This window comes from Streptomyces sp. NPDC004435, from assembly GCF_042873895.1.
Lineage (GTDB): Bacteria > Actinomycetota > Actinomycetes > Streptomycetales > Streptomycetaceae > Streptomyces.
Map to the genome: position 1 here is coordinate 225,383 of NZ_JBIAMB010000012.1, position 18,272 is coordinate 243,654.

Genomic DNA, 18,272 nt, shown 5'->3' on the forward strand with positions numbered 1-18,272 from the left:
GGAGGCCCTTCGTCCGTCCGTCCCCCGTTCGTGTGCCGGTGGTTGACGGGCCGTGGGGCGGGGGAGCGTGTAGCTTGCCGGGTCAGGGGTGCCGGGGGACGGCGCGCCCGGGGGGATGGGGGATGACGGGATGGGCGTACGGCTCGTGGTCGTGGACGACCACCGCCTGCTCGCGGAGGCGCTCGCCTCGGCACTGAAGCTGCGCGGGCACCGGGTGCTCGCGGCGGCCGCGCCGACGGTGGGGGCGGCGGAGGTCGTGGTGGGCCGGGCGCCGGAGGTCTGCCTCTTCGGCACGGCCGCGCCGGCCGCGCCCGGCGCCTTCGAACCGGTCGCGCGGATCAAGCGGGAGCGCCCGCAGGTGGCCGTGGTGGTGCTGGGGCCCGTCCCGTCGCCGCGCGGGATCGCGGCGGCCTTCGCGGCCGGGGCGTGCGGGTACGTCCGGCACGACGAGCGGATCGAGGGCGTCGAGCGGGCGCTGATGAAGGCCCGGGCGGGGGAGGCGGCGGTGGCGCCGCAGCTCCTCGCGGGGGCCTTCGCCGAGCTGCTGAACCCGGTGGCGCAGCCGGACGACGAGGCGCAGCGGCTGCTGCGGCTGCTGACCCACCGGGAGGTGGAGGTGCTGGTGCGGGTCGCGGAGGGCGAGGACACCCGGCTGATCGCGGCGGGCATGGGGATCGCGCCGAGCACCGCGCGGACGCACGTGCAGCGGGTGCTGATGAAGCTGGGGGTCGGTTCCCGTCTCGAGGCGGCGGCGCTGGCGGCCCGGACGGGGCTGCTGGAGCGGGCGGTGCCGGGGCAGCGCAGGCCGTACTGAGGTCCCGTCCGGGCGGGCGGGGGCCGCACCATTGACTCCGATGTTTGGTTATGGTTCTTTGTGCGTGGTTCTGTTTGTTCGTGCCCGGAGGGCCACCCGTGAAGAAGACCGTCACCACGCTCGCCGACGGGCGTGAGCTCATCTACTACGACACGCGCGACGACGCCGTGCGCACCGCCGTCGACCCGCGCCCGCTCACCCCTGTCAGCTCCCGCTCGGAGATCCGGTACGACGAGCTGACCGGCGACCACGTCGCCGTCGCCTCCCACCGGCAGAGCCGCACCTACCTCCCGCCGGCCGACGCCTGCCCGCTCTGCCCCGCCCGCGCCGGGCGCGAGAGCGAGATCCCCGAGGAGGACTACGAGGTCGTGGTCTTCGAGAACCGCTTCCCCTCCCTCTCGGGCGGCGTCGGGCGCTGCGAGGTCGTCTGCTTCACCGACGACCACACCGCCTCCTTCGCCGACCTCACCGAGGAGCGGGCCCGTCTCGTCCTCGACGCCTGGACCGACCGCACCGCCGAACTCTCCGCCCTCCCCGGCGTCGAGCAGGTCTACTGCTTCGAGAACCGGGGGCGGGAGATCGGCGTGACGCTGCCCCACGCGCACGGCCAGATCTACGCCTTCCCGTACGTCACGCCCCGCACCGCCCTGACGCGCCGCCGCGTCGACGAGCACCGCCGGGCCACCGGCCGCAACCTCTTCGACGACCTCGTCGCCCGCGAACGCGCCGACGCCGAACGGGTGGTCCTGGAGACCGAGCACTGGATCGCCTTCGTCCCCTACGCCGCCCACTGGCCGTACGAGATCCACCTACACCCCACCCGGCGGGTGCCCGACCTGCTCGCCCTCGACGAGGCCGCGCGGACAGAGTTCCCACAGGTCTATCTGGAACTCTTGAGGCGCTTCGACCGGATCTTCGGCCCGGCGGAGCCGCCCACGCCCTACATCGCCGCCTGGCACCAGGCGCCGTTCACGGACGAGCGGCGGGAGGACTTCGGACTGCACCTGGAGCTGTTCACCGTCCGGCGCGCCTCCGGGAAGCTGAAGTTCCTCGCCGGAACCGAGTCCGGCATGGGCGCGTTCATGAACGACATCCGGCCGGAGGACGCGGCCCGGCGCATCCGAGAGGTGGCAAGCGCATGACGACTTCCAGGAAGTACCTGGTCACGGGCGGGGCGGGCTACGTGGGCAGCGTGGTCGCCGCCCACCTCCTGGAGCGGGGCCACCGGGTCACCGTCCTCGACGACCTCTCCACCGGCTTCCGGGAGGGCGTCCCCGAGGGCGCCGAGTTCATCGAGGGCCGGATCCAGGACGCCGCCCGATGGCTCGACGGCTCCTACGACGGCGTCCTGCACTTCGCCGCGTTCTCGCAGGTCGGCGAGTCCGTCGCGAAGCCGGAGAAGTACTGGGAGAACAACGTCGGCGGCACCCTCGCCCTCCTCGCCGCCATGCGCGCGGCCGGCGTCCGCAAGCTGGTCTTCTCCTCCACCGCCGCCACCTACGGCGAACCGGAGACCGTGCCGATCACCGAGTCCGCGCCGACCGCCCCCACCAGCCCCTACGGGGCGAGCAAGCTGGCCGTCGACCACATGATCACCGGCGAGTGCGCCGCCCACGGCCTCGCCGCCGCCTCCCTGCGCTACTTCAACGTCGCCGGGGCGTACGGAGAGCTCGGCGAGCGCCACGAGCCCGAGTCGCACCTCGTCCCGCTCGTCCTCCAGGTCGCCCTCGGCCGCCGCGAGGCCATCTCCGTCTACGGCGACGACTACCCCACCGCCGACGGCACCTGCGTCCGCGACTACATCCACGTCGCCGACCTCGCCGAGGCCCACCTCCTCGCCCTGGACGCCATGACGGAGGGCACCGTGCCCGCCGGCGAGCACCTGATCTGCAACCTCGGCAACGGCAACGGCTTCTCCGTCCGCGAGGTCGTCGAGACCGTCCGCAAGGTCACCGGCCACGCCGTCCCGGAGCTCGCCGCCGGCCGCCGCCCCGGCGACCCCGCCGTCCTCGTCGCCTCCGCCGACACCGCCCGCGAGCGGCTCGGCTGGATCCCGTCCCGCCCCGACCTGGCGGACGTCGTCGCCGACGCCTGGGCCTTCGCCCGGCAGAGGGAAGGAGCCCGCCCGTGAACGTCGCCGCCGACTTCGAGGCGCTGTACGGCACCGCGCCCGACGGTGTCTGGGCCGCCCCCGGGCGGGTCAACCTCATCGGGGAGTACACCGACTTCAACGACGGCTTCGTGCTGCCGCTCGCCCTGCCGCACACCACCGTCGCCGCCGTCTCCCGCCGCGACGACGGCGTCCTGCGCCTGCACTCCGGCGACGTCGACGGCGGGATCGTCCAGCTCGACACCGCCGCCCTCGAACCGCTCTCCGGCGGCGGCTGGGCCGCCTACCCGGCCGGTGTGGTCTGGGCGCTGCGCGCGGCCGGGCATCCGGTGACCGGCGCCGACGTCCACCTCACCTCCACCGTGCCGACCGGCGCCGGGCTCTCCTCCTCGGCCGCCCTGGAGGTCGTCACCGCCCTCGCCCTGAACGACCTCTTCGCCCTCGGTCTGACCCGCCCCGAACTGGCCAGGACCGCACAGCTCGCCGAGAACGCCTTCGTCGGCGTGCCCTGCGGGGTGATGGACCAGATGGCCTCCGCCTGCGCCGAGGAGGGCCACGCCCTCCACCTGGACACCCGGGACCTGGCGTACCGGCAGGTGCCCTTCGACCTCGCCGCAGAGGGGCTGGCGCTGCTGGTCGTCGACACCCGCGTGAAGCACGCGCTCGGCGACGGCGCGTACGCCGAGCGGCGCGCCGGTTGTGAAGCGGGCGCGCGGGCGCTCGGGGTGCGCACCCTGCGCGAGGTGGACGCCGCGCACCTGCCCGCCGCGCTCGACCGTCTGAGCGACGGGACCGTACGGCGGTACGTCCGGCACGTGGTCTCGGACAACGACCGGGTGGTCCGGGTGATCGGCCTGCTCGACGCCGGCGAGACCCGCGCGATCGGTCCGGTCCTCACCGAGGGCCACGCCTCGCTCCGGGACGACCTGCGGGTCTCCTGCCCGGAGCTGGATCTGGTGGTCGAGGCGGCGAACGCGGCCGGCGCGCTCGGCGCCCGGATGACCGGCGGCGGTTTCGGCGGCTCCGCGGTGGTCCTGGTCGAGGCGGACCGGGTGGAGGAGACCGGCGCGGCGGTCCGGAAGGCGTTCGCCGGCGCCGGGTACGCGGAGCCGGGGATCTTCCCCGCGGTCCCCTCGGCGGGCGCCCGCCGACTCTGACCCCGTTCGGCCACACGTACGGACGACTTCGGACACTTCCGCCAATCGGCCCCCACCGTGCCGCCCCGCCCCTACTCTGTGGGCAGCGCCGGTGGGGGCCGGTGCCGCTCAGGGGGCGAGACCCGTCGGGTACGGCGCCGGGAGCGGGGTACCGATCAGGGCACGGCGGCGGCCGTACGCCCGACGGACCCGCCCCCGGCGCCGAACCGCGCCGGTCTCTCCTCGACACTTGGGGGTGTCCGTGGCACGAATCCGGGTCCTGGTGGTGGACGACCACCGCGTCTTCGCCGAGTCGCTGGCGGCCGCGCTCGCGGCGGAGCCGGACGTCGACGTCGCCGCCGCCGGCAGCGGTCCCGCGGCTCTGCGCTGCCTGGACCGGGGCGTCGCGGAGGGGCGCCGCTTCGACGTGCTGCTCGTCGACGCCGACCTGGGTGTGGCGCCCGCGGCCCCGGTGAGCGCCTCGACCGGGCCGGAGGACGAGCCCGTCGTGGACGGGATCTCGCTGGTCGCGGGGGTGCGCAAGGCGCAGCCCGCGGTGCGCGCGGTGGTGCTGGCCGAGCGGGACGACGCCCGCAGGGCCGCTCTCGCGCTCCAGGCGGGGGCGTCCGGCTGGGTGGCGAAGGACTGCTCGCTCCAGCGGCTGCTCGCCGTGGTCCGCGGGGTGCTGCGGGACGAGACGCATCTGCCGCCGGCGCTGCTGACGGGAGTGCTGCGGGAGCTGACGGCCGCCCGGAAGCACCGGACGGAGAGCGAGCGCCTGGTGGAGTCGCTGACCCCGCGCGAGCGGGAGGTGCTGCGCTGCATGGTGGCGGGCCTGGGCCGGAAGGCGGTGGCGGAGCGGCTCTTCCTCTCCCCGCACACGGTCCGCACGCACATGCAGAACGTGCTGGGGAAGCTGGGCGTCCACTCGACCCTGGCCGCGGTGGCCCTGGCCCGCCGCGCGGGCGTGGGCCCCGCGCCGCTGCCTGAACTAGCCGGGAACGTTGTCGAACGGGGCGGTCAGCCGGCGTAGCAGGGCGGCGAGTTCGGCGCGCTGCGGGCGGGAGAGCTGGGCGAGGATGGCCCGCTCCTGGGCGAGCAGTCCGGCCAGCGCCTCGTCGGCGCGGTCGCGCCCCTCGGGGGTGAGCCGGACCAGGACTCCGCGCCGGTCGCTGGGGTCGGGCAGCCGCTCGACCAGGCCCTTCTTGGTGAGCCGGTCGATGCGGTTGGTCATGGTGCCCGAGGTGACCAGGGTCTGGGTGAGGAGCTGGCCGGGGGAGAGCTGGTACGGGGCTCCGGCGCGGCGCAGCGAGGTGAGGACGTCGAACTCCCAGGGCTCCAGCTGGTGCTCCGAGAAGGCGAGCCGGCGGGCGCGGTCGAGGTGCCGGGCCAGCCGGGAGACGCGGCTGAGGACCTCCAACGGTTCCACGTCGAGGTCCGGGCGCTCGCGGCGCCATGCAGCGACCAGACGGTCGACCTCGTCCTCCATGTCGATCAGTGTAGTGGGTCTGTTGACATAAAGTCTCTTGTCTTCAAGTTTCTTGGTATCGTGTATCTCGACATCAAGATATATTCCGCCGGGCAACGGGGAAGGGACCCGGCCGGAACCGGTTCCGTTTGGCCGACTCTCGCCTGCAAGGGAGCTTCGAACATGCATTCCGTGGACTCCGTCGCCGCACCGGTATGGGACCCGGCGCAGTACCTCCGCCACGCCGCCCACCGCGCCCGCCCCTTCCTCGACCTCCTCCAGCGAATACCCCGTCTCCCCGACCACGGCCGCCCCGCCCGCATCGCCGACCTCGGCTGCGGCCCCGGCAACGTCACGGCCCTCCTCGCCGACCGCTGGCCCGACGCCCACATCACCGGCTTCGACCTCTCGCCCGAGATGCTCGAACAGGCCGAGAAGGACTGGGCCGGCACCACCTCCGGAGGCGGCTGGCTCGACTTCCGCCCCGCCGACGCCGCCCACTGGACCCCCGGCGAGCCCTACGACCTGATCGTCTCCAACGCCGCCCTCCAGTGGGTCCCCAACCACCCCGAGTCCTTCGCCCGCTGGATCGGCGGCCTCCGCCCCGGCGGCACCCTCGCCTTCCAGGTCCCCGGCAACTTCACCTCCCCCAGCCACGCCCTCCTCGGTGAGCTCTGCGCCCTCCCCGAGTGGCGCGCCCGCCTCGCCGACCAGGGCCGCCGCTTCGTCCACATCCTCGAACCCGCCGACTACCTCGCCCGCCTCACCGCCCTCGGCTGCGAGACGGACGTCTGGGAGACCGTCTACTGCCAGCTCCTCCAGGGCGAGGACGCCGTCCTCGACTGGGTCAAGGGCACGGCCCTGCGTCCGGTCCTGACGGCCCTCGGAGACGACCGGGAAGCCGTCGACGCCTTCCTCGCCCAGTACCGCGACCTGCTGCGCGAGGCGTACCCCGCAGGCCCGCACGGCACCGTCTTCCCCTTCCGCCGCGTCTTCGCGGTCGCCCGCAGGCCGGGCTGACGCCCCGCCGGAAACACGCCCGCCCCGCACCGGAAGGGTCCGGTGCGGGGCGGGCGCCGAGCGCCGTGGGGCGTCAGGAGAAGGTGTTGTAGATCTGGTAGCCGGGGCCGACCCGCGTCGCCGTGGAGAACGTGTTCGGCTTGGTGCCGAGGTAGCGGAACAGGTCGCCGTTGCCGGCGATGGCCAGCAGGTCGCCCTTGCCGTCGGCGTTCAGGTCGCCGGGCGCCGCCAGGCGCTTGTACGTGTTCCAGCCGCCCCCGATCCTGTACCGGGCCTTGAACGGGGACGCGGCGTTGCCGGTGCCCGGGTACAGGTACAGGTCGCCGCCGGTCGTGCGGGCGAGCAGGTCGTTGCGCCCGTCGCCGGTGTAGTCGCCCGCGCCGAGGATCGTGTTGTACACACCCCACCCGGAGCCGACCCGGATGCGCGAGGAGAGCTTCGTGCCCGTGCCGTCGCCCTTGTACAGGTACAGGACGCCGGAGCGGTCCCGGGCCAGCAGGTCGCCCTTGCCGTCGCCGCTCAGGTCACCGGGGCCGACGATGCTGTTGTAGACCTGCCAGCCGCGGCCGATGTCCTCGCCCTCGATCGACAGGACGCCGTCGTACACCACGGAGACGTCCGAGAGGCCGTCCGGGGTCATCGAGGAGAGGTGGGCGTAGTTGATGCCCTTGAACAGGCCCGGGGCCCCGAACAGGTCCTGGCGCGGGTACAGGCCGCCCTTGGTGTTGTTGCCGTACCACCACAGCGTGCCGGCCGAGTCGCGCCCGATGACGCCTTCCTTGCCGGTGGACGGGTTGTTGCCGGCGTTGGCGAACTGGGCGATGCCCGCGAAGGCGCCCGCGGGCCCGAACTGCTGGCGGCCGGCCAGGGTGCCGTTGCCCCTGGGCGCGTAGTAGTACATCGTGTCGGTCTTGCTGTCCCGGGCGAACAGCGAGCCGTCGTCGCCGGGCATGATCTGGTTGTAGACCCCCCAGCCACCGCCGATCACCTTGCGGGCGGCGAACGGCCTGGCACTGACGCCCGTACCGGCGTACCACCACAGGGTGCCGGAGGTGTCACGGGCGTACAGGTCCGCCCGGCCGTCGCCGTTGCCGTCGCCGAGGCCGACCAGCTGGTCGTACACGTGCCAGCCGGGGCCGACGGAGATGCGGCCGCCGAGCGGCCTGGCCAGGTTGCCGGTGGCCAGGTACAGGTACAGATGCCCGTCCATGGTGCGGGCGAGCACGTCGGCGCGGCCGTCGGCGTTCACGTCACCGGGCGAGGTGATCTTGTTGTAGACCTGCCAGCCGCCGCCCACGCGGTACTCGTACGGCGTGCCGGTCGGGTCGGCGTCCTGGTACAGCGTGAGCGTGCCGTCCTCGGAGACGACGAGAACCTCGGGCTCGGTGCCGCCGCCCTGGTCGCCGATCGCGATGACGTCCTTCGCGATGCCCTTCTCGGCGCGGTACAGCTCGAACGGCTCGTCGGAGACGTCCGTGTACAGCTCGCCGTCGATCGCACGGAAGAGGAAGTCGCCGATGCTGTCCCCGTTCAGGTCCGACAGCGGCGGGGACACGGAGTCGGCCGCGGCGGCACCCGCCCGGGCACCCTCCTGGCCGGGGCGCGGCAGCTGCTTCGGAGGCGTGAAGGACGGGGCGTGCTTCTCGGCGGACGGACGCGGCGACGGCTCGCCGGCCGAGGCCGGGGTCGCCAGCAGCATGCCGGCGGAGAGGGCGAGAGCGGTGCACGCGGCGACGCGGCGGCCACGCCCGGAGAACACGGAACGCAAGAGATCCCCCCCTGGGGAACGAAGAGAAAGGTACACGGGCAGGTTCGCGACGCCTGCGCACACGACATCGCGTGCGCGGGGCGAACATCCACCCGGATATGAGCGTGAGTGTAACGCGCCCCACCGACATCGAGGCGAACGGATTTCGAACGGCGCCCCGCACCGTGATTCCGGTGCGGGGCGCCGCTGTTCGGGACCGCGAGGGTCAGGAGAAGGTGTCGTAGACGCCGAATCCCGTGGCGAGCTGCGCGCGCGGCGCGAACGTGCCCGGCACGGTGTTCAGGTAGCGGTACAGCGTGCCGCCGGACGTGACGGCCAGCAGGTCCGCCTTGCCGTCGGCGTTCAGGTCGCCGGGGGCGGCGATCTGCCGGTAGACACCCCAGCCGCCGCCGACCCGCTTCCGGGCGGTGAACGGCGCGCTCGCCCTGCCCGTACCCGCGTACAGGTACAGGTCGCCGGAGGCGGTGCGGGCCAGCAGGTCCGCCCGGCCGTCACCGGTGTGGTCGCCGGCGCCGACCAGCTTGTCGTACGCGCCCCACCCGCCGCCGACCCGGACCCGGGACGCGAACGCCGTGCCGTAGCCGTTGCCCCGGTACAGGTACAGGACACCGGAGCGGTCCCGGGCGAGCAGGTCGCCCCTGCCGTCGCCGCTCAGGTCGCCGGGGCCGACCAGCGCGTCGTAGACGCCCCAGCCCGAACCGATGGTGCTGCGGCCGAAGTAGAGGACGCCGTCGTGGACCAGCCCGAGGCTGGAGAAGCCGTCCGGCGTCAGCGAGGACGAGTGCAGCAGGTGCAGACCGGCCCACGAGCCGTCGTCCGTCAGCTGGTCCCGGGCGGTCAGGACACCCCGGGTGGTGGCGCCGTACCAGTACAGGTTCCCGGCGCGGGTACGCGCGACGACGCCGCCCTTGCCCGTGTGCGGGATGCTGCCGGAGTTCGCGAACTGCGCGACGCCCGCCCAGCCGCCCGTCTCGCTCGCCTTGCGGCGCGGCGACAGGGTGCCGTCGCCCCGGGGGTCGTACAGGTACACCGTGCCGGTGTTGTCGCGGGCGACGACGGCGCCGCTGCCCGCCCACGCGATCTGGTTGTACGTGTTCCAGCCCCGGCCGATCGCCCGCCGGGTGGCGAACGGACGGCTCGGGTCGCCGGTGGCGGCGTAGAACCAGAGACGGCCCGCGGTGTCGCGGGCGTACAGGTCGCCCCTGCCGTCGCCGTCGGCGTCGCCGACGCCGACCAGCTGGTCGTAGACGCCCCAGCCGCCGCCGACCCGCTTCCGGGTGGAGAGCGGGCCGGACATCCGGCCGGTGCCCAGGTAGGCGTACAGCTCACCGGCGTGGGTGCGGGCGAGGACGTCGGCGCGGCCGTCGCCGTCGAAGTCACCCGGGGAGAAGACCTTGTTGTAGATCTGCCAGCCGCCGCCCACCCGCCGCTCCGCGCCGTAGCCGCCGGGATGGGCGTCCTGGTACATCGTCAGGACACCCGTACCGGAGAGCACGAGCACCTCCGGCCTGACGCCGCCGCCACCCTGGTCACCGACCGGCACGACGTCCTTCGCGACCTCGGTACGGGCCGGCAGGAACGCCGCGCCCCCGCCGTCGGACAGCGACGAGTACAGCTTGCCGTCCATGGCGCGGAAGACGACGTCCTCCCAGCCGTCGCCGTTCAGGTCCGCGAGCGGCAGGGTGTCACCCCTGACCCCGGCCGCGGACGCGCGGCCGGTGCCCCGCGGCACCGTGTAGGACCGGTCGGGCAGCTCGGCGGAGCCGGCGGCCGGCTGCCCGGCCGAAGGCAGCGGCACGGGCGCACCGGCCGAAGCGGGGGTCGCCAGCAGCATGCCGGCGGCGAGAACGAGCGCGGTGCACACGGAGACGCGGCGGGCGCGCCCGGAGGAAGCGGTACGCAAGGAGATCCCCCTGGGGAACGTGAGAACAGGTTCCAGGGCAGGCGCCGCACCACCTCCGCACAGCACACGAGGGCCACGTGCGGAGGGCGAAACTCCCCCCGGATGAAGGGGATCGTAGCGTCGGCGACGAGACGGAAACGAGGCTTTCCGTGATCCGTCACCCGATGTCCGGACGAAAACCGGCCGGGTCCGGCGGACATCCGCCGGACCCGGCCGCACGCTCAGTTCTTCCGGTGCCCTATCAACCGCGGCTTCTGCTCCAGGCCGTCCAGGCCGTGCCACGCCAGGTTCACCAGATGCGCCGCCACCTCGGCCTTCTTCGGCTTGCGCACGTCAAGCCACCACTGGCCCGTCAGCGCCACACTGCCGACCAGCGCCTGCGCGTACAGCGGCGCAAGCTTCGGGTCGAAGCCGCGCGCCTTGAACTCCAGGCCCAGGATGTCCTCGACCTGCGTCGCGATGTCGCTGATCAGCGAGGCGAACGTACCCGTCGACTGCGCCACCGGCGAGTCCCGGACCAGAATCCGGAAACCGTCCGTGTAGTTCTCGATGTAGTCGAGGAGCGCGAAGGCCGCCTGTTCGAGCAGCTCCCGCGGATGGCCGGCGGTCAGCGCCCCCGTCACCCCGTCCAGCAGCTGCCGCATCTCCCGGTCGACCACGACCGCGTACAGCCCCTCCTTGCCGCCGAAGTGCTCGTACACCACCGGCTTCGACACCCCGGCCTTCGCCGCGATCTCCTCCACCGACGTGCCCTCGAAACCCTTCTCGGCGAAGAGCGTGCGTCCGATGTCCAGCAGCTGCTCCCGGCGCTCCGCGCCGGTCATCCTCACCCGCCGGCTCCGCCGGGGCTTCGCTCCGGTACCCGTACCGCTGGTGCTGCTGGAACTGCCGTCGATCGCCACGTCCTCCATCATGCCGCGTTCGCGGCCTTGTCCTGGCGCCGGGCGTCGATACGGGACTGCGCCGGCCACCGCACGTCGTACGCCCAGCCCGCCTGCTCGAACCAGCGGATCAGCCGCGCGCTGGAGTCGACCTGCCCCTTCAGCACACCGTGCCGCGCCGACGTCGGATCCGCGTGGTGCAGGTTGTGCCAGGACTCGCCGCACGACAGCACCGCCAGCCACCACACGTTCCCCGACCGGTCACGCGACTTGAACGGACGCTTGCCCACCGCGTGACAGATCGAGTTGATCGACCACGTCACGTGGTGCAGCAGCGCCACCCGCACCAGGGAGCCCCAGAAGAACGCGGTGAACGCGCCCCACCACGACCACGTCACCAGACCGCCGATCACCGGCGGGATCGCCAGCGAGACGATCGTCCACGGGATGAAGTTGCGCGAGATCCGCCGGATCGCCGGGTCCTTGATCAGATCCGGCGCGTACTTGTGCTGCGGCGTCCGCTCCTCGTCGAACATCCAGCCGATGTGCGCCCACCACAGGCCCTTCATCAGCGCCGGGACCGTCTCCCCGAACCGCCACGGCGAATGCGGGTCGCCCTCCGCGTCCGAGAACTTGTGGTGCTTGCGGTGGTCCGCCACCCAGCGCACCAACGGCCCCTCGACCGCCAGCGACCCCATGATCGCCAGCGCGATCCGCAGCGGACGCTTCGCCTTGAACGAACCGTGCGTGAAGTAGCGGTGGAAGCCGATCGTGATGCCGTGGCAGCCGATGTAGTACATCGCCGTCATCAGCCCCAGATCCAGCCAGCTCACCCCCCATCCCCAGGCCAGCGGCACCGCCGCCACCAGGGCCACGAAGGGCACCACGATGAACAGCGCCAGCGCGAGCTGCTCGACGGAACCCTTGCTGTCGCCGCCCAGCGTGGCGGACGGCAGGGTCTGGACCGGATCGGTCGCCTCGGACGCCGAGGTGACCTCGGGGCTGATGGTCATGCGTGTCCCCTGGGGGGTGAGGGTGAGGGTATGTACGGTGCGGAACAGGCCGAGGCTACGGCTGCGTAACCTACGGCGACGTAAGTATGTCAGCGTGACGGCACCCGGCAAGAGGGCACAAGCGGGGGGCTGCCCGACGTCCAGGGAATGGACACCTATCCTGGGTGCGTCGGACAGCGCGGTCCGCAAGCCTCCAGAACCCTCCAGACGTGCTTGAACACTGCAAGGAGCCGCACCTGTGAGCAGTGCCGACCAGACTCCCACCACCAACGCCGAGCTGCGCGCCGACATCCGCCGACTGGGCGATCTCCTCGGCGAGACCCTCGTGCGCCAGGAGGGCCACGACCTCCTCGACCTCGTCGAGCGAGTCCGCAGCCTGACCCGAGAGGACGGCGACGCCGCCGCCGAGCTGCTGCGCGGCGTCGAGCTGGAGACGGCCGCCAAGCTCGTCCGCGCCTTCTCCACCTACTTCCACCTCGCCAACGTCACCGAGCAGGTCCACCGCGGCCGCGAGCTCCGGGAGAAGCGCGCCGCCGAGGGCGGCCTCCTGGCCCGCACCGCCGACATGCTCAAGGACGGCGACCCCGCCCACGTCCGCGAGACGGTCAAGAACCTCAACGTGCGCCCCGTCTTCACCGCGCACCCCACCGAGGCCGCCCGCCGCTCCGTCCTCAACAAGCTCCGCCGCATCGGCGCCCTCCTGGAGACGCCGGTCATCGAGGCCGACCGCCGCCGCCACGACCTCCGGCTCGCCGAGAACATCGACCTCATCTGGCAGACCGACGAACTCCGCGTCGTCCGCCCGGAGCCCGCCGACGAGGCCCGCAACGCCATCTACTACCTCGACGAGCTCCACGCCGACGCCGTCGGCGACGTCCTGGAGGACCTCGCCGCCGAACTCGAGCGCGTCGGCTACGAGCTCCCCTCAGGCACCCGCCCGCTCACCTTCGGCACCTGGATCGGCGGCGACCGCGACGGCAACCCCAACGTCACGCCCCAGGTCACCTGGGACGTCCTGATCCTCCAGCACGAGCACGGCATCACCGACGCCCTGGAGCTCATCGACTTCCTCCGCGGCCTGCTCTCCAACTCCATCCGCTACACCGGAGCCACCCAGGAACTCCTGGACTCCCTCCAGCGCGACCTGGACCTCCTCCCGGAGATCAGCCCCCGCTACAAGCGGCTCAACGCCGAGGAGCCCTACCGCCTCAAGGCCACCTGCATCCGCCAGAAGCTCCTCAACACCCGCGAACGCCTCGCCCAGGGCACCCCCCACCAGGAAGGCCGCGACTACCTCGGCACCGCCGAGCTGCTCCACGACCTCACCCTCGTCCAGACCTCCCTGCGCGAGCACCGCGGCGGCCTCTTCGCCGACGGGCGCATGGCACGCACCATCCGCACCCTCGCCGCCTTCGGCCTCCAGCTCGCCACCATGGACGTCCGCGAACACGCCGACGCCCACCACCACGCCCTCGGCCAGCTCTTCGACCGCCTCGGCGAGGAGTCCTGGCGCTACGCCGACATGCCCCGCGACTACCGGCAGCGGCTCCTCGCCAAGGAGCTGCGCTCCCGCCGCCCCCTCGCCCCCACCCCGGCACCGCTCGACGCCGCCGGCGAGAAGACCCTCGGCGTCTTCCACACCGTCAAGGAGGCCTTCGAGCGCTTCGGCCCCGAGGTCATCGAGTCCTACATCATCTCGATGTGCCAGGGCGCCGACGACGTCTTCGCCGCCACCGTCCTCGCCCGTGAGGCCGGCCTCGTCGACCTCCACGCCGGCTGGGCCAAGATCGGCATCGTCCCGCTCCTGGAGACCACCGACGAGCTCCGCGCCGCCGACGTCATCCTCAACGACATGCTCGCCGACCCCTCCTACCGACGCCTCGTCGCGCTCCGCGGCGACGTCCAGGAGGTCATGCTCGGCTACTCGGACTCCTCCAAGTTCGGCGGCATCACCACCTCCCAGTGGGAGATCCACCGCGCCCAGCGCCGCCTGCGCGACGTCGCCCACCGCTACGGCGTCCGCCTCCGCCTCTTCCACGGCCGCGGCGGCACCGTCGGCCGCGGCGGCGGCCCCTCGCACGACGCGATCCTCGCCCAGCCCTGGGGCACCCTGGAGGGCGAGATCAAGGTCACCGAGCAGGGCGAGGTCATCTCCGACAAGTACCTCATCCCGTCGCTGGCCCGCGAGAACCTGGAACTGACCGTCGCGGCCACCCTCCAGGCCTCCGCCCTGCACACCGCGCCCCGCCAGTCCGACGAGGCCCTGGCCCGCTGGGACGCCGCGATGGACGTCGTCTCCGAAGCCGCCCACGCCGCCTACCGCGCCTTCGTCGAGGACCCCGACCTCCCGACGTACTTCCTCGCCTCCACGCCCGTCGACCAGCTCGCCGACCTGCACCTGGGCTCGCGGCCCGCCCGCCGCCCCGGCTCCGGCGTCTCGCTCGACGGCCTGCGCGCCATCCCGTGGGTCTTCGGCTGGACCCAGTCCCGCCAGATCGTCCCCGGCTGGTTCGGCGTCGGCTCCGGCCTCAAGGCGCTGCGCGAGGCCGGCCTCGACGCGGTCCTCGGCGAGATGCACGAGCGGTGGCACTTCTTCCGCAACTTCCTCTCCAACGTCGAGATGACGCTCGCGAAGACGGACCTGCGGATCGCCCGCCACTACGTCGACACCCTCGTCCCGGACGAGCTCAAGCACGTCTTCGACACCATCGAGGCCGAGCACGCGCTCACCGTGGAGGAGGTCCTCAAGGTCACCGGCGGCGAGAAGCTGCTCGACTCCCACCCGGCCCTCCAGCAGACCTTCGCCATCCGCGACGCCTACCTGGACCCGATCTCCTACCTCCAGGTCGCCCTCCTCGCCCGCCAGCGCGCCGCCGCCGAGGCCGGCGAGAACCCGGACCCGCTGCTCGCCCGGGCCCTGCTGCTCACGGTCAACGGCGTCGCCGCGGGCCTGCGCAACACCGGCTGACCCCCCCCCGCGACACCGAAGTGCCCCCACGGGACTCCCGTGGGGGCACTTCGCGTCCTGAACCCAGGGGTACGTCAGCCCTGCGCGGCCTTGCGGCGGCGCAGCACCAGGAACGCACCGGCCGCGGCGAGCGCGGCGGCGACACCGGCCAGCGCGCCGACCGGCGCGCTCGAACCGGTCTCCGCGAGGTTGCCCTCCTCGGAACCGCCCTTCGTGTCGGTCTCGCTGCCCGCGGCGGTCTCGCCGGTGGCGGCGTCGCCGCCGGTGGCGGTGGCGGTGGCCGTGCCTTCGCCGGTGGTCTCACCGGTCGTGGTGGTCCCGCCGGTGGTCGTCTCGCCGGTGGTGGTCTCACCCGTGGTGGTTTCGCCGGTGGTCGTCTCGCCGGTGGTGGTCTCGCCGGTGGTGGTCTCACCCGTGGTGGTTTCGCCGGTGGTGGTCTCACCCGTGGTGGTCTCGCCGGTGGTCGTCTCACCGGTGGTCGTTTCACCCGTGGTGGTCTCGCCGGTCGTCTCGCCGGTGGTGGTCTCGCCAGTGGTCTCACCGGTCGTCGTCTCGCCGGTCGTCTCGCCGGTCGTGCCGCCGGTCTCCTCCGCCGCGCACGTGTGCGACAGGTTGAAGAAGCCCTGCTTCACCTTGCCGTCGACGATCGCGACGGCGGAGGTCAGCTCGGCGCCGGCCGCGGACGCCACGTACGCGTGGTCGTCCTTCGGCGGGCCGAAGGAGGTGACCTCGATCGGGGCGCCGTTGTCGAACGTGACCGTCAGCTTCACGAAGTCGACGCCGCCGCCGGGGATCACGAAGTGCCACCCGTCCTGGTCGGCCGGGATCGTCTCGGGGCACTCGCCCTGCTGGAAGTCGGCCGCCTTGATCGGCGTCGACTGGTGCAGGGGAAGCTCGTACTCGCCGCCGGTCGCGAAGGCCGTCGGGGCCAGAGCAAGAGAACCCGCCATGGCCGCGACAAGCGTGGCAGCGGAAATCAGGGAGCGTCGCATGTGCAGTCGTCCATCTGTGGATGAGGGATGCCGTGGGGGGTGGCAGCGGATGGAGCCTATCCGTCGCTTTAAGCCACGCTTAACCCAGAGGTCCATAACAATCCCGCCAGGAACTGGTGGAATCCGGCCAGTCCCGGGTCACCTCACAGCGTCAGGAACGCCGCCACCCACAGCGCCGCACCCGCACCCGCCAGCGACCACGCCGTCCGCCGCAGCCGCAGACCCCCCGCCAGCAGCGGCGCGGCCAGCACCAGCGCACCGCCCAGCGGCAGCCACGCGTGCAGCCCGCCGCCCCAGCCGGTCCGCACCCCCTCGTCCGTACCCGGCTTCACCACCACCGGGATCACCGCCCCCGGCCCCGCCGCCACCGACCGCTCGATCGACAGCGTCCGGCGCGGAGCCCCGGCGTCGTCCGGCGCGTACGCACCGCTGCACCGCTCCTCCGTGCACCCCGCCACCGTCAGCGTCCCGTGCTCACGCCCCTTCGCCAGCAGGACGTGCTGCGCCGAACCCCACGACGCCCACACCCCCGCCACGACGAGCAGGACGGCGACGAGGGCCATGGCGGCGTTCCGGACGTGCGTCATGACCCGCGATCGTACAGTCGTACGGCCGAAACCCGACGGCCAGGAGCCGCCGGGAGCGACCTCAGGAGTTGTACGCCGACTGCGCCCGCTCCAGGCCCTCGGTCACCAGGCACTCCACCGCGTCCGCCGACCGGTCCACGAACCAGTCGAGCTCCTTGCGCTCCGTCGAGGAGAAGTCCTTCAGCACGAAGTCCGCCACCTGCATCCGGCCCGGCGGACGCCCGATCCCGCACCGCACCCGGTGGTAGTCGGGACCCATCGACTTCGTCATCGACTTCAGACCGTTGTGCCCGTTGTCCCCGCCGCCCAGCTTCAGCCGCAGCGTCGCGTAGTCGATGTCCAGCTCGTCGTGGATCGCCAGCACGTGCGCCGTCGGCACCTTGTAGAAGTCCCGCAGCGACGTCACCGGACCGCCGGACAGGTTCATGTACGACATCGGCTTCGCCAGCACCACCCGACGGTTCGCCGGACCCACCGGCCCCAGCCGGCCCTCGACGACCTGCGCCTGCGCCTTCTGCGCCCGCTTGAACTTCCCGCCGATCCGCTCCGCCAGCAGATCCACCACCATGAAGCCGATGTTGTGGCGGTTGCCCGCGTACTCCGGCCCCGGATTGCCCAGGCCGACGATCAGCCAGGGCGCGTTCGCGTCGTCGGTCATCGCCAACTCCTTGATCACAGGAAAGAGAAACACCGGAAAAGAGAGCCCCGGAAAGAGCCCCGGAAAGAACTCCGGAAAAGAGAAACGGGGTGACGGGCCGTACGGCCCGTCACCCCGTCACGTCGGACAAGAGCCTACGGCTCAGGCCTCGGCGGCAGCCTCGTCGCCCTCGGCGGACTCCGCGGCCGGCTCCTCGGCCTGGGCGGCCAGGACCTGGAGGACGACGGCGTCGGCGTCGGTCACCAGGGTGACGCCCTTCGGCAGCTCGATGGCGCCGGCGAGCACGGACGAACCGGCCTCCAGGCCCTCGACGGAGACCGTCACGGACTCGGGGAGGTGGGTGGCCTCGGCCTCGACGGAGAGGGTGTTGAGGACGTGCTCCAGCAGGTTGCCACCGGCGGCGAGCTCGCCCTCGGCGACGACCGGAACCTCGACGGTGACCTTCTCGCCGCGCTTCACGAGGAGGAGGTCGACGTGCTCCAGGCTGCCCTTCAGCGGGTCGCGCTGGGCGGCCTTCGGGATGGCCAGCTCGGAGCCCTTGCCCTCGATGTCCAGGGACAGCAGGACGTTCGGGGTGCGCAGCGCCAGCGTGGTCTCGTGGGCCGGCAGCGTCAGGTGGACCGGGTCCGTGCCGTGACCGTAGAGAACGGCCGGAACGGCGGCGGCGCGGCGGATCTTGCGGGCGGCGCCCTTGCCGAACTCGGTGCGGACGGCGGCGGCGAGCTTCACCTCGGACATGTGCACTCCTCGTAGTGGTGGTGACGGTTGTGACTGTCACCCGGCCGCCGACTGGCGATGGCCTGCTACGAAGAGCGCGTCGATAACGGAGCGCCGACCCTGAACGGGCACAGCCTCCCTCGCCGAGCAACCTCAGCAGTCTACCCGGCCGCCCCCGGCCCCCCAAATGGATCACCCCGGGAGAGGAACGGGGGAAACGCCCGAGGGTCGCCTCCC

Annotated in this window: 16 protein-coding genes; 7 read left to right on the forward strand and 9 right to left on the reverse strand. The window is 72.6% G+C overall.

Features of this window, described 5'->3' with window-relative positions; genetic code table 11:
- The first annotated feature begins 130 nt into the window (after positions 1 to 130).
- From ACFYT9_RS23025 to ACFYT9_RS23045, 5 genes are all read left to right on the forward strand, one after another.
- Positions 131 to 814 (forward strand): LuxR C-terminal-related transcriptional regulator, encoded by a 684-nt coding sequence (locus ACFYT9_RS23025; protein WP_387271438.1) that lies wholly within the window; start codon positions 131 to 133, stop codon positions 812 to 814.
- Between the two features lie 98 nt (positions 815 to 912).
- The gene (gene galT / locus ACFYT9_RS23030) at positions 913 to 1,956 is read left to right on the forward strand and encodes a galactose-1-phosphate uridylyltransferase (RefSeq protein WP_387271440.1); all 1,044 of its coding nucleotides are present in this window, start codon (positions 913 to 915) and stop codon (positions 1,954 to 1,956) included.
- Entirely contained in the window at positions 1,953 to 2,945 is a 993-nt protein-coding gene (gene galE / locus ACFYT9_RS23035) for a UDP-glucose 4-epimerase GalE (protein ID WP_389166681.1), read from the forward strand. The genes galT and galE overlap by 4 nt, the downstream gene beginning before the upstream one ends.
- Positions 2,942 to 4,081, forward strand: a complete 1,140-nt coding sequence (galK, locus tag ACFYT9_RS23040; RefSeq protein WP_389166684.1) for a galactokinase — start codon at positions 2,942 to 2,944, stop codon at positions 4,079 to 4,081. The genes galE and galK overlap by 4 nt, the downstream gene beginning before the upstream one ends.
- 241 nt (positions 4,082 to 4,322) lie before the next feature.
- Complete coding sequence (locus ACFYT9_RS23045) at positions 4,323 to 5,093, forward strand: LuxR C-terminal-related transcriptional regulator (RefSeq protein WP_389166686.1); 771 nt, start codon at positions 4,323 to 4,325, stop codon at positions 5,091 to 5,093.
- Here the strand turns inward: ACFYT9_RS23045 and ACFYT9_RS23050 are convergent.
- Positions 5,052 to 5,549: a MarR family winged helix-turn-helix transcriptional regulator gene (locus tag ACFYT9_RS23050; protein WP_030494707.1), complete on the reverse strand. Its 498-nt coding sequence runs from the start codon at positions 5,547 to 5,549 to the stop codon at positions 5,052 to 5,054. The two genes, ACFYT9_RS23045 and ACFYT9_RS23050, sit on opposite strands and share 42 nt — an antisense overlap.
- Before the next feature lie 162 nt (positions 5,550 to 5,711).
- Between ACFYT9_RS23050 and ACFYT9_RS23055 the strand changes: the two genes are divergently transcribed.
- Entirely contained in the window at positions 5,712 to 6,548 is an 837-nt protein-coding gene (locus tag ACFYT9_RS23055; RefSeq protein ID WP_387271448.1) for a trans-aconitate 2-methyltransferase, read from the forward strand.
- Positions 6,549 to 6,621: 73 nt separating this feature from the next.
- On the opposite strand, the gene ACFYT9_RS23060 is transcribed toward ACFYT9_RS23055, so the two are convergent.
- From ACFYT9_RS23060 to ACFYT9_RS23075, 4 genes are all read right to left on the reverse strand, one after another.
- A complete protein-coding gene (locus ACFYT9_RS23060) occupies positions 6,622 to 8,307 on the reverse strand; it encodes an FG-GAP repeat domain-containing protein (RefSeq protein WP_389166688.1) in 1,686 nt (561 codons plus the stop codon).
- 214 nt (positions 8,308 to 8,521) lie between these two features.
- Positions 8,522 to 10,219 carry an FG-GAP repeat domain-containing protein gene (locus ACFYT9_RS23065; protein WP_389166691.1) on the reverse strand — a complete coding sequence of 566 codons (1,698 nt, stop codon included), beginning with the start codon at positions 10,217 to 10,219 and terminating at the stop codon, positions 8,522 to 8,524.
- A 221-nt stretch (positions 10,220 to 10,440) separates the two neighbouring features.
- Positions 10,441 to 11,130, reverse strand: coding sequence for a TetR/AcrR family transcriptional regulator (locus tag ACFYT9_RS23070; protein ID WP_376604561.1), 690 nt, complete (start codon positions 11,128 to 11,130; stop codon positions 10,441 to 10,443).
- On the reverse strand, positions 11,130 to 12,113 hold the full coding sequence (locus ACFYT9_RS23075) for an acyl-CoA desaturase (protein WP_376604559.1): 984 nt from the start codon (positions 12,111 to 12,113) through the stop codon (positions 11,130 to 11,132). Before ACFYT9_RS23075 ends, ACFYT9_RS23070 begins: the two co-directional genes overlap by 1 nt.
- Positions 12,114 to 12,351: 238 nt before the next feature.
- On the opposite strand from ACFYT9_RS23075, the gene ppc reads away from it, so the two are divergent.
- On the forward strand, positions 12,352 to 15,081 hold the full coding sequence (gene ppc, locus ACFYT9_RS23080) for a phosphoenolpyruvate carboxylase (RefSeq protein WP_387271455.1): 2,730 nt from the start codon (positions 12,352 to 12,354) through the stop codon (positions 15,079 to 15,081).
- A 74-nt stretch (positions 15,082 to 15,155) separates the two neighbouring features.
- Here the strand turns inward: ppc and ACFYT9_RS23085 are convergent, their stop codons facing one another.
- The 4 genes from ACFYT9_RS23085 to ACFYT9_RS23100 all read right to left on the reverse strand — a co-directional run bounded on the left by ACFYT9_RS23085 (position 15,156) and on the right by ACFYT9_RS23100 (position 18,056).
- Positions 15,156 to 16,031, reverse strand: a complete 876-nt coding sequence (locus ACFYT9_RS23085) for an LPXTG cell wall anchor domain-containing protein (protein WP_389166694.1) — start codon at positions 16,029 to 16,031, stop codon at positions 15,156 to 15,158.
- Positions 16,032 to 16,216: 185 nt separating this feature from the next.
- Entirely contained in the window at positions 16,217 to 16,660 is a 444-nt protein-coding gene (locus ACFYT9_RS23090) for a hypothetical protein (RefSeq protein ID WP_389166697.1), read from the reverse strand.
- A 61-nt stretch (positions 16,661 to 16,721) separates the two neighbouring features.
- The gene (pth, locus tag ACFYT9_RS23095; RefSeq protein WP_376605798.1) at positions 16,722 to 17,318 is read right to left on the reverse strand and encodes an aminoacyl-tRNA hydrolase; all 597 of its coding nucleotides are present in this window, start codon (positions 17,316 to 17,318) and stop codon (positions 16,722 to 16,724) included.
- A 141-nt stretch (positions 17,319 to 17,459) separates the two neighbouring features.
- Positions 17,460 to 18,056 (reverse strand): 50S ribosomal protein L25/general stress protein Ctc, encoded by a 597-nt coding sequence (locus tag ACFYT9_RS23100; RefSeq protein WP_387271457.1) that lies wholly within the window; start codon positions 18,054 to 18,056, stop codon positions 17,460 to 17,462.
- Between the last annotated feature and the right edge of the window lie 216 nt (positions 18,057 to 18,272).